Origin of the sequence: Streptomyces sp. HNM0575, assembly GCF_012726265.1 — a bacterium.
GTDB lineage: Bacteria > Actinomycetota > Actinomycetes > Streptomycetales > Streptomycetaceae > Streptomyces.
This window is the reverse complement of record NZ_JAASAG010000001.1, coordinates 194460-207902: the sequence shown is the minus strand read 5'-3', so window position 1 is coordinate 207902 and position 13443 is coordinate 194460. Positions and strand designations below refer to the sequence as shown.

The window sequence follows — 13443 nt, the reverse complement described above, 5'->3', positions numbered from 1 at the left end:
ACATGTCCCTCGACCACCGTCTCTCCGCCGAGCACGAGGAACTCCGCCGCACCGTCGAGGAGTTCGCGCAGAAGGCCGTAGCGCCGAAGATCGGCGAGTTCTACGAGCGGCACGAGTTTCCCTACGAGATCGTCCGCCAGATGGGAGAGATGGGCCTCTTCGGGCTGCCCTTCCCCGAGGAGTACGGCGGGATGGGCGGCGACTATCTCGCGCTCTGCCTCGCCCTGGAGGAACTGGCCCGCGTCGACTCCTCGGTCGCCATCACCCTGGAGGCCGGAGTCTCCCTGGGCGCGATGCCCGTCTTCCGCTTCGGCACCGAGGAGCAGAAGCGCGAGTGGCTGCCGCGGCTGTGCTCGGGCGAGTTGCTGGGCGCGTTCGGCCTGACGGAGCCAGAGTGCGGTTCCGACGCGGGCGGGACCCGCACGACGGCGGAGCGCGACGAGAAGACCGGGGAGTGGGTGATCAACGGCTCGAAGTGCTTCATCACCAACTCCGGTACGGACATCACCGGCCTGGTCACCGTCACCGCCGTCACCGGCCGCAAGGACGACGGATCGCCGCGGATCTCGACGATCATCGTGCCCTCCGGCACTCCCGGTTTCACCGTCGCCGCCCCGTACTCGAAGGTCGGCTGGAACGCCTCGGACACCCGCGAGCTGTCCTTCTCCGACGTGCGGGTGCCCGCGGCGAACCTGCTCGGCGAAGAGGGCCGCGGCTACGCCCAGTTCCTGCGCATCCTCGACGAGGGCCGGATCGCGATCTCCGCGCTGGCCACGGGGCTCGCCCAGGGCTGCGTCGACGAATCCGTCAGCTACGCCAACACCAGACAGGCCTTCGGGAAGCCGATCGGGGCCAACCAGGCCATCCAGTTCAAGCTCGCCGACATGGAGATGCGGGCCCACACGGCACGGGTCGCGTGGCGCGACGCGGCGTCCCGGCTGATCCTCGGCGAGCCGTTCAAGAAGCAGGCGGCGCTGGCGAAGCTCTACTCCTCGGAGATCGCCGTCACCAACGCCCGCGAGGCCACCCAGATCCACGGCGGCTACGGCTTCATGAACGAATACCCGGTGGCCCGCATGTGGCGCGACTCCAAGATCCTCGAAATCGGCGAGGGCACGAGCGAGGTCCAGCGGATGCTCGTCGCCAGGGAGCTCGGCGTCGGATGACCACCGCGGGGCCGGAGTTCGTCCAGCGCCATCCGTCCTGGACGGCTTCTGACGCGCCCCGGACCCACGGTCCCGGCAGCGACTCCCCACGACGAGACGCTCTCGGGACCAGCGGACGGTAACCCCAACCCCACGGCGCGGGAGCGGGCGCGGGCCGCCGGCCTCGGGGGGCGGCGGCCACGCCTCGTCAGCTCGTGCGAGCCGACGCCCGCTCGGGTCAGCGGGTCAGCGGGTCCCGTTCAGCGGGCGGCGTCCGGCCACGGGACCTGTGGCGACCGCCAGTACGACATGCCCAACTGGTCCCAGCGCGGCCCCTGTCGGGCCAGCCGCTCCCGGTATCCGTCCCAGCCCAGCTTCGACGCGGGCGACCAGCCGAGCTCCGCGATCCCCGGCAGCCGCGGAAACGCCATGAACTCGATGTGCTCGCTCTTCTCCAGCGTCTCCGACCACAGCGGCGCCTCCACCCCCAGCACGGCGTCCTTCGGCGCGCCCTTGATATACGAGCCGGGCTCCCAGTCGTAGGACTGCTTCGCCTCCACATATCCGGCCCAGTGCAGCCCCAGCGGGGTGTCCTCGTCGTACTGCATGTCGAGGTAGGAGCGGTTGGCCGGCGAGAGGATCAGCCGCGTGCCCTTCTTCGCCGCGTCGACGACCTCGGGCTCGTCCTCGGCGCCGCTGGTGCCCCAGTACTGCGCCACCGCGCCCTCGGCGGGATTCGCTCCGGTGAGCTGATGCCAGCCGATCACCGTCTTCCCGTACTTCGCGACGGTCTTCTGCGCGCGCTCCATGAAGGCGACATAGTCCTCATGGCTGGTGGAGTGCGCCTCGTCGCCGCCGATGTGCAGATAGCGGCCGGGCGTCATGGCGGCCAGTTCCCGCACGACGTCGTCGATGAAGTCGTACGTCACGTCGAGCGGCACGCACAGCGAGCTGAAGCCGACCTCGGTACCGGTGTAGCGGGGCGGGGCGACGCCGTCGCAGTTGAGCTTCGCGTACGAGGCGAGCGCGGCGTTGGTGTGCCCCGGCATGTCGATCTCCGGTACGACGGTCAGCTCGTGCTCGCCGGCGTAGCGCAGGATCTCCCGGTAGTCGGCCTTGGTGTAGTGGCCGCCGGGGCCGCCGCCGACCTCGGTTCCGCCGCCGTACGCCGCCAGCCGCGGCCAGGAGTCGATGGCGATCCGCCAGCCCTGGTCGTCGGAGAGATGCAGATGCAGCTTGTTGATCTTGTACATGGCGAGCTGGTCGATGTAGCGCTTGACCTCGTCGACGCTGAAGAAGTGCCGCGAGACGTCGAGCATCGCGCTTCGGTACGCGTAGCGCGGACGGTCGGTGATCGTGCCGCCGGACACCTGCCACGGCCCGGGCTGTTCCGTATCCGACTCGACCGCCGGAGGCAGGAGTTGGCGGAGCGTCTGCACTCCGTGGAAGAGGCCCGCGCCGGTGGATGCGCTGATCACGGCCGCCCGCGAGGAGACCTTCAGCCGGTAACCCTCGGCGCCCGGCCCGGACTTGCCGAACGGGCCGCCGTCGAGCCGCAGTTGGATGCCGTCGGAGCCCGGCCGGGTGGTGACGGGCAGCGGGAACCCGGTGGACGGGCGCAGCAGCGCGGCCAGCTTGTCCCCCACGCGGCGTGCCTCGCCGGACGCGCGGTTCGGCGAGGCAGCCGTGCCGTCACCGGTGACGTCGCCCGGCGCCTCGCCGCCGGAGCCGCTCACGCGGATCACGGTCCGCTCGGTGAGGGTGAAGGGTCCGCCGCCCTTGCGTACGGACTCGGGCGCGGGGATCACCTGGTCCAGCGGCGTGGGCCTCTCCGCTCCGGCCCCACCGCCGCCGGGGGCGGGCGCGGTCGCGGCCGCCGCCTCGGTCGTGAGGGCGCCGGGCGGAACGGTGGCGAGGAGGGCGGCGCACAGCAGCAGCGGCCGGATTCGTCTCACGAGCGGTCCCTTCGGTGGGCGTCGTGCATGGGACATGGACATGGAGCCGGGCACGGGCATGTGCATGGAACAGACGAACTGGACACGTGTATCGCGCAGTTCACGCCGGGTCAAGGTGTAGACCACTCCTCGCGCGGGACCGCGGCGCCACGCACGGACCTCCCCGACCCCCACCGCGCCGCCCACTCCCGCCCCTGCCGCACCTCGCCCCGCTCGCCCACCCCGCGGAATGCGATCCGTGACCTTCCCATCACACGGAGTCGTATTCTCGACACGTGCCCGATATCGGGCAGGTTTCTTGCGTTCCCGGTCCCCAGCCCTCAATATCAAGGTGTGCTCGAAGTGCGTACGCCGGTCCACGACGACCTCATCGACCATCTGGTCCGCACGACTCCGCTCCAGCGCGGGGAGGCGGCCCGGATCGTCCTGGACGTCCTGGCGTACTTCGACGAGACGACCGAGGAGTTCGTACGCCGCCGTCACCGCGAGCTTCAGTCCAGGGGGAACAACAACCCGCAGATCTTCGAGCGCATCTTGTCCGAGCTGCCGCACCGCGCGGTGGCGCCCCCCGAGCTCTCCCTGCGGCAGCTCCGCCGCATCGTCTACGGATGAGACCCGGCGGCCCGGCCGGCTGACCCGGCCCGTACGACCCCAGCGGTCCCGGAGGCCCCGGCACCCACGGCGCCCCGGAACCCCGCCGGCCATCCCGGCACTCACAACAGCAACGACGGACGACCAGCCCACCACCACGTGGGAACCGACGAGGAGAGGCAACAGCCAGTATGTGCGGAATCGTGGGATACATCGGCCGGCGCGAGGTCGCCCCGCTCCTGCTGGAGGGTCTTCAGCGGCTGGAGTACCGGGGATACGACTCCGCCGGCATCGCCATCCACAGCAGCGGCACGGGCAAGAGCGCGGGTCTGAAGACGGCCAAGACCAAGGGGCGCGTCCGCGACCTGGAGGAGCGCATCCCGGCACGCTTCGCGGGCACCACCGGCATCGCCCACACCCGCTGGGCCACCCACGGCGCCCCCAACGACGTCAACGCCCACCCGCATCTGGACCCCGGCGCGAAGGTCGCCGTCGTACACAACGGCATCATCGACAACGCCTCCGAGCTGCGTGCCAAACTCACCGCCGACGGCGTCACGTTCGTGTCCGACACCGACACCGAGGTCCTCTCCCACCTCATCGCCCGCGCGCAGGCCGAGCGCCTGGAGGCGAAGGTCCAGGAGGCGCTGCGGATGGTCGAGGGCACGTACGGGATCGCGGTGCTGCACGCCGACTTCCCCGACCGCATCGTCGTGGCGCGCAACGGCTCGCCGGTGGTGCTGGGCATCGGCGAGCACGAGATGTTCGTCGCCTCCGACGTCGCCGCGCTCGTCTCCCACACGCGGCAGATCGTCACCCTCGACGACGGCGAGATGGCCACCATCAAGGCCGACGACTACCGCACGTACACCACCGAGGGCTCGCGCACCTCGACCTCGCCCGAGACCGTCGAATGGGCCGCCGAGTCCTACGACATGGGCGGCCACGACACGTACATGCACAAGGAGATCGCCGAGCAGGCCGACGCCGTCGACCGGGTGCTGCGCGGCCGCATCGACGAGCGCTTCGCGACCGTCCACCTCGGCGGTCTCAACCTCGACGCACGCGAAGCGCGCAGCATGCGCCGCGTGAAGATCCTCGGCTGCGGCTCGGCCTATCACGCGGGCATGATCGGCGCGCAGATGATCGAGGAGCTGGCGCGCGTGCCCGCGGACGCGGAGCCCGCCAGCGAGTTCCGCTACCGCAACGCGGTCGTCGACCCGGACACCCTCTACGTCGCGGTCAGCCAGTCCGGGGAGACCTACGACACCCTCGCCGCCGTGCAGGAGCTCAAGCGCAAGGGCGCACGCGTGCTGGGCGTGGTGAACGTCGTCGGTTCGGCGATCGCGCGCGAGACGGACGGCGGTGTGTACGTGCACGCCGGGCCGGAGGTCTGTGTCGTCTCGACCAAGTGCTTCACCAACACCGCTGTCGCCTTCGCCCTGTTGGCGCTGCACCTCGGCCGCATCCGCGACCTGTCGGTGGCCGACGGCAAGCGGATCATCGAGGGCCTGAAGCGTCTGCCGGAGCAGATCGACGAGATCATGCGCGCGGAGGACGACATCAAGAAGCTCGCGGAGGACTACGCGCGGGCGAAGAGCATGATGTTCGTCGGACGCGTACGGGGCTATCCGGTGGCGCGCGAGGCGTCGTTGAAGCTCAAGGAGGTCTCGTACATCCACGCCGAGGCCTACCCCGCCTCGGAGTTGAAGCACGGTCCGCTCGCGCTGATCGAGCCCGCCGTGCCGACCGTCGCGATCCTCCCGGACGACGAACTGCTGGACAAGAACAGGGCGACGCTGGAGGAGATCAAGGCCCGCAGCGGCAGGATCCTCGCCGTTGCGCACCAGGAGCAGGAGAAGGCGGACCACACGATCCTCGTGCCGCGCAACGAGGTCGAGCTGGACCCGGTTCTGATGGGCATTCCGCTGCAACTGCTCGCCTATCACACGGCGTTGGCGCTGGGCCGTGACATCGACAAGCCGCGGAACCTGGCGAAGTCCGTCACGGTCGAGTAGCGGCGGCGGGCCGGCAGGCGCCGACGACCGGCGACCGAGGGGGCGGGCGGAATCCCGCGCGGGCCACCAACCACGCGGGATTCCGCCTCCCCTTGCCGGCGTCGCCCATAACGCCGGCAGGTTGCCGTCCCACGGGACCGTCACCTCCCGTGCGACAGCGCGCTTTTCATATTCACGGTTGTCCCGTGCCCCCTATATGCCCCTCACAAGCGCACAATCCACATGCCGGGTTGAGGAGATTCAGCGTTGGACGAAAACACGAACTCCCCCCGCACACGGGGCTGTTGAGAAGCGTGAGGCCGAGGGGCCGTTACGGGATCACCACAACCGGGCGCTCCGCGCGCCGCGCCAGCCGTCCCGCCACCGAGCCGAAGATGCGCCCCGCGAGCCCGTGCGTGGACCCGACGACGATGGCGTCGGCCTCGTACTCGTGCCCCACCTCTTCGAGTTCGTGGCAGATGTCGCCACCGCGCTCCACGAGGATCCACGGAACCTCGGAAAGGTGCTCGGCACAGGCGAGTTCGAGCCCCAGCACCTCGGTGCGGTGGTCGGGGACGTCCACGAAGACGGGGGGCTCGCAGCCCGCCCACACCGTCGTCGGCAGCCTGTTGGCCACGTGGACGATGATCAGGCCCGAACCGGACCTGTAGGCCATGCCGATCGCATAGGCGAGGGCGCGCTCGCTCGACATCGATCCGTCGAAACCCACGACGACACCGTGCTGGAAGGCCGGATCGCAGCTGTGACGTGCCTCTTCCACCGCTTCATCGGTCGCGTTCGGATCTGCGACCTGCTTGCGGTCCGCTGGTTCGGGGATCTCGTGTCCGGCCATCAGTGTCTCGGCGAAGGGAGTCCTCTGTGCGGAGGGAGCGGCGGTTGACTGTGTGCTTCCTGTACGGGAGAGCAGGGATCGCTGTCGATAGCTGAGGGGCGTCGAGCACCCGGAAGGATCCGGCCAAAGATCCCACCAGGGGGCCCTCTCAGGCCTCTTACCCGTAAGGGTACGACCAGACTCCCCCCTTGCCCAGGGCGCTGGGAGGGCGTCAGCCGCGACAGGCTGACCCTGGAGCATGCCTGAGGGAGCGGCATGACGCAACGACCCGTCATGCCCCTTACCGGCAACTACCGTGCGAGCACAGACGGTTACTCTCTGCTCGTCTCCGCGTTATCAGTGCGTGCCGAACGAGAACCGTCTCTCCGGCGGCGGCCGTCGCCGTCTTCCGCCGTCGCGCTCCGCTTTCCCCTTCGACGTACGCGGTCTCGTGCGCGATGTGCGCGAGGCCCACGCCACTGTGCGCCCCGCCGTGCGCCCCACCGGGTGCGAGGACGTACGAGGCGAGGCACGGGGCGGGAGTTGGAGCGACCCGTACGACGGCGTGAGGGGCGACCGGCGCCGCGATCCGCTCACCGATCCGTGGCACGTCGCGGCCTGTCCGGATCCCGACGCGGAGAGCGCGGCGCGCGCCGCCGCCGCTGCGGCCGGCCTGCTGCGATGGGCCGCCGTGAGCTGCGCACTCGTACCGCTGACGCTGCTGGTGTGCGGCGTTCCGGTCGGCACCGCGCTCGGGTCGGCCGTGGGTCTCACCGCGGTCGCCGCGGTGTGCGCGGTGCTCCTGCGCCGTTCCGAATACGGGTACTTGAGGCAGCAGGGGCCCGAGAGTCTCACCGTCCTCAGACCGGGTCCGCATCGGGGCCGTCACGGCCGTACCGGAACGGGACTTCACAGGGGCGGGCGTTACTGGAGTGGGCCGGGACAACTGTAGGGGTCACGGCAGCGGCCGAATTCACACCGGCGTACGCCGGTTTGCGAAGGCGTGCACGACCCGGGTGTCCGAATTACACGCGCGGCCCCCTTCTTTTTCGGCCAAATTCGTTACAGGTCAAGGCAGTTGAGACGGCAACTTCGCCACCCCTCGCCACCTGCGAGGAAAGGACCGACGGGCACGTGTGGCTCCTACGGCGGCGGGGCAGGGACGGCATGCGCACTTCCCAGTGGCGTCACCGAATGGAACGCTTCGTGATCGAATGCTTCACGCCAAGTTGCCTTGTCGACATAGCGTCGAGTGTCGAACTTGTCCCGCCGGCATCGTCCGACACAGTAGATTCGATCTTGGCTTTCGCCGCGGGGGAGACGTGCAGGACCGAGAGGACGCGACGATTGAGGGGGGCTGACTTCCGGTGAGCGTTCCAAAGAGCCATCAGGACTCGACGAACGGCCCGGCGACGACCCGCAAGCTGGCCGCACGGCGGCGCCGCGAGATCGTGGCGGTGCTGCTCTTCAGCGGCGGACCCATCTTCGAGAGCTCCATACCGCTCTCCGTCTTCGGCATCGACCGCCAGGACGCCGGGGTCCCCCGCTATCGGCTTCTGGTGTGTGCGGGAGAGGACGGGCCGCTGCGTACGACCGGCGGGCTCCAACTGAGCGCTCCCTACGGACTCGACGCCCTCGCCCGGGCGGGCACGGTCGTCGTCCCGGCATGGAGGTCGATCACCCAGCCGCCGCCGGCGGCGGCACTCGACGCGCTGCGCAGGGCACATGAAGAAGGGGCGCGGCTGGTGGGGCTGTGCACGGGGGCTTTCGTCCTCGCCGCCGCCGGGCTGCTCGACGGACGGCCGGCGACGACCCACTGGATGTACGCGCCGACGCTCGCCAAGCGCTACCCCTCCGTCCACGTCGATCCCCGCGAACTCTTCGTGGACGACGGCGACATCCTCACCTCGGCGGGCACGGCCGCGGGCATCGACCTGTGCCTGCACGTCGTACGCAACGACCACGGCACCGAAGCCGCAGGCGCCCTCGCCCGCCGCCTCGTGGTGCCGCCCCGCAGGGGCAGCGGGGCGGAGACCGGAGGCCACCCCCGTCATCTGGACCGCTCTTTACCAGAGGAGATGGGCGCGGACCCGCTCGCCGAGGTCGTCGCGTGGGCGCTGGAGCATCTGCACGAGCAGTTCGACGTGGAGACGCTGGCCGCGCGCGCGTACATGTCCCGCAGGACCTTCGACCGGCGCTTCCGCTCGCTGACGGGCAGCGCACCGTTGCAGTGGCTGATCACGCAGCGGGTGCTCCAGGCGCAGCGGCTGCTGGAGACGTCCGACTACTCGGTCGACGAGGTCGCCGGCCGCTGCGGCTTCCGCTCCCCCGTCGCGCTGCGCGGCCACTTCCGGCGGCAGCTGGGCTCGTCGCCCGCGGCGTACCGGGCGGCGTACCGGGTGCGGCGGCCGGACGGTAACGCCGACGACGAGGCGGGCCCCGGCGGCATCGGGCCCGGCGGCACGGAGCCCGGCGCCCGTACGGGCGCGCACGGCGGCGGCCACGGCGACCCGGGGGTGCACGGCGGTGCCCCGGCGGGCACGGGCGGCGGCCACCCCGACGGCACCGGCGGCGACCACGGCGTGCTGCACTCGGCGGGCCCCTACGCGCCGCGCGATCTGCGGGACGCCGCACGGGCCCACCGCGACTCCCGCCACGACGGCATGGAGCCCGGGAAGCCCGAATCGGACGCGTGGGGCCCGAGAGTCCCCGGCCAGCGGGGCCGCGGCTGACGTTGTGGACGTAGGGTGAAGCGCATGAATGACCGCATGGTGTGGATCGACTGCGAGATGACGGGCCTCTCGCTGACCGACGACGCGCTCGTCGAGGTGGCCGCTCTGGTCACCGACTCCGAGCTGAACGTACTCGGGGAGGGCGTCGACGTCGTGATCCGCCCGCCGGCACGTGCGCTGGCCTCCATGCCGGACGTCGTCCGTGAGATGCACACCTCGTCGGGGCTGCTGGACGAGCTCGACGACGGCACGACGCTCGCCGACGCGGAGGAGCAGGTCCTGGCGTACGTACGGAAGTACGCGCCGGAGGCGGGAAGGGCCCCGCTCTGCGGCAACTCGGTCGCGACCGACCGCGGCTTCCTCTCCCGCGACATGCCGGACCTGGAGGCACACCTGCACTACCGGATCGTGGACGTCTCCTCGATAAAGGAGCTGGCCCGACGCTGGTATCAGCGCGCGTACTTCAACAGCCCGCCGAAGAACGGCAATCACCGTGCCCTCGCGGACATCCGCGAGTCGATCGCGGAGCTGCGCTACTACCGTGAGGCGGTGTTCGTCCCCGCTCCGGGTCCGGACTCGGACACCGCGAAGAAGATCGCGGCGAAGCACGTGGTGCCGCCCGCCTCGTGAGGCCGCTCGCGGCGCCCTCCGAGGTGCCGCACCGGGCGGGCCCCGGCCCGCCGGAACCCCGCCTGAACCCCGGCGCGAGCACCCTCGCCCACCCTGTACACTCTTATCCGGCCGCACGGAAGAGCGAGTCGGCCGTGGTGGATGTAGCTCAGCTGGTAGAGCACCTGGTTGTGGTCCAGGATGTCGCGGGTTCAAGTCCCGTCATTCACCCTCAGCGATCAAGGCCCTCACCCGGGAAGACCGGGCGGGGGTCTTTTTCGTGCTCCGGGGACCTGCGCGGGCCCGGACCCGGCCTCAACGGGCGTGTGCCGTGCGGGGGTTCGGCAGGCGGGCCGGGGCCGTGGGGCGGGTCGTCTACGGCCGCGCGGGTGAGCGGCGCCGTGCTGGGGATGCGGGGGCCGCGGGCCGGGACGAGCCTGGTGGGAGCGGACGGCGGTCCGGGGAGAGCCCAGGGAAGGACTCGATACCCATGGCAGGTCCACACGACCCTGACGGCCCTCAGGACCCTCGCAGTCCGCACGGGCGGTCCGGCGGACGGGAGCCCCACGGAGAGCCCGGTCGCGGAAGGCGGCACGGGGCCCACGAGGGCGGCGGCACGGCGGGGCCCACCGGGCCGGGCGGGGACTCGGGCCCCTTCAGGCGCTTCGAGCCGGAGCCTCCCGGTTACGGGCGGGCGGCCGGCTCTCCGGATCCGTACGACCGGCCCGGACCGTATGTGCGGGAGAAGCGGACCAACGGCTACAACCACGACCGGCCGCCCGGCCGTCCCGGCCCCGTCCGCTTCGTGCGGCTGTGGGCGGGCGGCGTCGTCGTGGCACTGGTCGCGGCGCTCGCCGCTGCGGTCGCGCTGCTGCTCGTACGCGGTGTGCTGGACATCCCCGTCTTCGCCCCGGCGCAGGAGGGCACGATGGAGCCGGGCTCCACGGGACGATTCGCGCTGGGTGCGGCGCTCGCCGCGCTGGCGGCCACCGCCGTGCTGCACCTGCTGATGCTGGCGACACCGCAGCCGGGGCGGTTCCTCGGGTGGATCGTCGCGCTGGGCACGGCCGCCGTGATGCTGCTGCCGTTCACGTCGGAGGCGAGCTGGGAGACGAAGGCGGGCACCGCGGGCGTCTGCCTGGTCGTCGGCGTCGTCATCGGCACCCTGCTGGCGACGGTCGCACGGACCGCGCGGGGCGACGGTGCGGAGGGGCGCGGCGGTGCCGGCGGGGAAGGCCGCTGACCGGGGTTCGTGCCCGCTTCCGTGCTTCGCGCCCGCGCCCGCGCCCGCGTCCGTGCTTCGTGCCCACTGTCCGTGCGGCTGGCGGCCCGCCCGTACGTACCGGGTGGGGCCTCGCCCCGTACCGGGTGGGGCCCCGCCCGTCCCCGTCGCATGTACCGGAGCATGGCCCGGAACATGGCAAGGCCCCCACCGGGACGCCTCTCCGGTGAGGGCCTCATGCTGGCCCGGGGGTCTCCGCGCAGTCCTCGCGCGCAGCCGTCGTCCTGCGTCGTCATGCTCCGCGGGTTCTGCTACGCGATGCGGACACCGTGACGGGCCAGGTAGGTGAGGGGGTCGACCTCGGTGCCGTAACCCCGCTCCTTGCGTACTTCGAAGTGCAGATGCGGGCCGGTCGTGCGGCCGGTGTTGCCGGATTCGCCGATCACGGTGTTCGCGCGCACGGCGCGGCCCAGCCGTACGGAGATCTTCGACAGGTGTGCGAAGAGGACGTGCTTGCCGTCCTTCATGTGAACGATCACGGCGTTGCCGTATGCGCCTGCGTCTCCGGCGAGTTCCACTCTGCCGGTGCCGACCGAGCGGACGGTGGTGCCTGGAGGGGCTGCGAAGTCGACGCCCGTGTGATGCCCTGCCGCCCAGTCGCCGGGCACTCCCCACCGTTCGGAGATGCGGGCCGATCTGGTTATGGGGCGGGCGTAGGAGGGGGCGGGTCTGCTGAGCGTGCGGCGTTCGTGGCTCTTGGCCTGGTGGCCGACGTCGTCGGACGCCGGTGCCAGATTGTGGGGCCTGCTGTTCATCGACGCCGAACCGGCGAAGCCGCATATGGAGACGGCCGCTGCGAGCCCGCCGGTCAATATCCTCCGGACGATGCCTGATTCACGTCGCGTCTGAGATGTCATACCTCGCAGCAAAGGCCACCGGCCGGTGGCCCGCACGCGGGAGTTGTCCGGTGGGGTGAAGGACGTGGCTCCCGGTCACCCTCAGGGGGGAGGCAGGCATGCGTGCGGGGCACCGTCTGGTCGGGACGGTGCCCCGCACGCTTCGGACGGGACCAGGGAACGGGGCCGGAACGCAGGCCCCGGGTGGGGGGAAGAAGAGTGGGGCGCAGCGGGGTGTGGGGGGAAGGTGCTGCGCCCCACCCTGGTCCGTGATGTCCGAGGGGGCCGGAGCCGGAGATCCGGGCAGAACCCGAGTCTCCGTGCTCCGCAGGGTCCTGGGCGGTCAGCCCGTGAAGCCCTTGGTGAAGGCGTCGGCGCCCTGCTCGATGCTCGAACAGGTCGGGTCCGCCTGGTCCTTGGTGCCGCCGGGGCAGGCCTTGTCCCGGGTGGCGGACCACATGGACAGCCAGGAGAGCTTCTTCTCGTCGGCGAACTTCTTCACCTCGGCGGCGTCGTCCGGCTTGAAGATCTCGACGTTGACATCGTTGACGCCGATCATCGGCGTCACGGCGACGGTGCTCCACGCCTTGGCGTCGTCGTCGATACCGAGGGAGGACTTGACCTGCTTCTGCGTGGCGGTCGCGGCGTCGATGGCGTACTTGCCCATGTCGCCGTCGTACTTGGGGCCGTAGTCCATCGCCATGATGTTGACGGCCGAGACCTTCACGTTGTTCTTCTTGGCGTTCTCCAGCAGGTTGGTGCCGTCCTGCGTCAGGCCCTCGGGGAGCACGGGCAGGGTGAAGGAGACGTCCAGGTCCTTGTGCTTCTGCTGGAGCTTGGCGATGGCCTGCGCACGGCGGGTGTTGGCCTCCGTGTTGGGCAGGGTCGCACCCTCGATGTCGAAGTCGACCTTCTTGAGGGCGAACGCCTCGACGACCTTTCCGTACGCCTCGGCGAGCTGGTCGGCGGAGGTGCAGGCGAGGGCGAGCTCCTGGCCGTTCGCACCGCCGAAGGAGACCCGCACGTCTCCGCCCTTGGCGCGGAAGTCCTCGATCTGCTTGGCGACGGCGTTCTCACCGAGGTCCTGGCCGCTGCCCCACTTCGGGGTGCACTCGCCGGCGGAGTTGATGAAGGCGAGGTTGAACTCCTTCACGCCGGTCTTCTCGGAGCTCTTCAGCAGGTCGAAGGAGGGCTCCAGCGAGGTGTCGACGTACGGCGCGAAGCCGCCCCCGGCCTTCGCCGTGCTGCCGTGGTGCTCCTCGCCGGCGCTCGCGTTCCCGGCGAATGCGAAGGCGGCGCCGGCCACCGTCACCGCCGCGGCGGCTGCCGCGGCGAGCTTCACTCGGCGGCTGGTCCGAGAGGGCTGCGCTTCAGGTGTGTTCGTCATCGTCTCGATGCCTCATCGGGGTGGGGGGTGGTTCGTGCGGACAAGCAGAAACTAGCGAGGCCGACTCGGACAATTGC

Annotated in this window: 11 protein-coding genes and 1 tRNA gene; 8 read left to right on the top strand and 4 right to left on the bottom strand. The window is 70.7% G+C overall.

Translation table 11 applies throughout. From position 1 onward, the window contains the following. The first annotated feature begins 2 nt into the window (after positions 1-2). Entirely contained in the window at positions 3-1166 is a 1164-nt protein-coding gene (locus HCC61_RS00915) for an acyl-CoA dehydrogenase family protein (protein WP_169133797.1), read from the top strand. A gap of 239 nt (positions 1167-1405) precedes the next feature. Here HCC61_RS00915 and HCC61_RS00910 read toward each other — a convergent pair whose 3' ends face one another. Continuing rightward, positions 1406-3136 (bottom strand): beta-N-acetylhexosaminidase, encoded by a 1731-nt coding sequence (locus HCC61_RS00910; protein WP_169133277.1) that lies wholly within the window; start codon positions 3134-3136, stop codon positions 1406-1408. Between the two features lie 297 nt (positions 3137-3433). Here HCC61_RS00910 and HCC61_RS00905 point away from each other — a divergent pair, with 297 nt between their 5' ends. Further along, positions 3434-3712 carry a hypothetical protein gene (locus tag HCC61_RS00905; RefSeq protein ID WP_169133276.1) on the top strand — a complete coding sequence of 93 codons (279 nt, stop codon included), beginning with the start codon at positions 3434-3436 and terminating at the stop codon, positions 3710-3712. Between the two features lie 170 nt (positions 3713-3882). After that, positions 3883-5709, top strand: a complete 1827-nt coding sequence (gene glmS, locus HCC61_RS00900) for a glutamine--fructose-6-phosphate transaminase (isomerizing) (RefSeq protein WP_169133275.1) — start codon at positions 3883-3885, stop codon at positions 5707-5709. 310 nt (positions 5710-6019) lie between these two features. Here glmS and HCC61_RS00895 read toward each other — a convergent pair whose 3' ends face one another. After that, a complete protein-coding gene (locus HCC61_RS00895) occupies positions 6020-6541 on the bottom strand; it encodes a universal stress protein (protein WP_169133274.1) in 522 nt (173 codons plus the stop codon). A 343-nt stretch (positions 6542-6884) separates the two neighbouring features. On the opposite strand from HCC61_RS00895, the gene HCC61_RS30390 reads away from it, so the two are divergent. From HCC61_RS30390 to HCC61_RS00870, 5 genes are all read left to right on the top strand, one after another. Beyond that, on the top strand, positions 6885-7472 hold the full coding sequence (locus tag HCC61_RS30390) for a hypothetical protein (protein ID WP_240968337.1): 588 nt from the start codon (positions 6885-6887) through the stop codon (positions 7470-7472). A 415-nt stretch (positions 7473-7887) separates the two neighbouring features. Then, the gene (locus HCC61_RS00885; protein ID WP_169133273.1) at positions 7888-9252 is read left to right on the top strand and encodes a helix-turn-helix domain-containing protein; all 1365 of its coding nucleotides are present in this window, start codon (positions 7888-7890) and stop codon (positions 9250-9252) included. 24 nt (positions 9253-9276) lie between these two features. Then, the gene (gene orn / locus HCC61_RS00880; protein WP_169133272.1) at positions 9277-9882 is read left to right on the top strand and encodes an oligoribonuclease; all 606 of its coding nucleotides are present in this window, start codon (positions 9277-9279) and stop codon (positions 9880-9882) included. A gap of 137 nt (positions 9883-10019) precedes the next feature. Then, positions 10020-10092, top strand: a tRNA-His gene (locus HCC61_RS00875). A gap of 505 nt (positions 10093-10597) precedes the next feature. Beyond that, positions 10598-11104, top strand: a complete 507-nt coding sequence (locus HCC61_RS00870) for a DUF6069 family protein (protein ID WP_169133271.1) — start codon at positions 10598-10600, stop codon at positions 11102-11104. Between the two features lie 290 nt (positions 11105-11394). On the opposite strand, the gene HCC61_RS00865 is transcribed toward HCC61_RS00870, so the two are convergent. After that, entirely contained in the window at positions 11395-11898 is a 504-nt protein-coding gene (locus HCC61_RS00865; RefSeq protein ID WP_169133270.1) for a M23 family metallopeptidase, read from the bottom strand. Positions 11899-12322: 424 nt separating this feature from the next. After that, positions 12323-13366: a chitinase gene (locus HCC61_RS00860; protein ID WP_169133269.1), complete on the bottom strand. Its 1044-nt coding sequence runs from the start codon at positions 13364-13366 to the stop codon at positions 12323-12325. Positions 13367-13443 lie beyond the last annotated feature (77 nt).

Bases quoted from the DNA above. Each gene is read 5' to 3' on its own strand.
- orn (WP_169133272.1), top strand. From the start codon at position 9,277: ATGAATGACCGCATGGTGTGGATCGACTGCGAGATGACGGGCCTCTCG.
- HCC61_RS00910 (WP_169133277.1), bottom strand. From the start codon at position 3,136: ATGTCCCATGCACGACGCCCACCGAAGGGACCGCTCGTGAGACGAATC.
- HCC61_RS00895 (WP_169133274.1), bottom strand. From the start codon at position 6,541: ATGGCCGGACACGAGATCCCCGAACCAGCGGACCGCAAGCAGGTCGCA.
- HCC61_RS00915 (WP_169133797.1), top strand. From the start codon at position 3: ATGTCCCTCGACCACCGTCTCTCCGCCGAGCACGAGGAACTCCGCCGC.
- glmS (WP_169133275.1), top strand. From the start codon at position 3,883: ATGTGCGGAATCGTGGGATACATCGGCCGGCGCGAGGTCGCCCCGCTC.
- HCC61_RS00865 (WP_169133270.1), bottom strand. From the start codon at position 11,898: ATGAACAGCAGGCCCCACAATCTGGCACCGGCGTCCGACGACGTCGGC.
- HCC61_RS00860 (WP_169133269.1), bottom strand. From the start codon at position 13,366: ATGACGAACACACCTGAAGCGCAGCCCTCTCGGACCAGCCGCCGAGTG.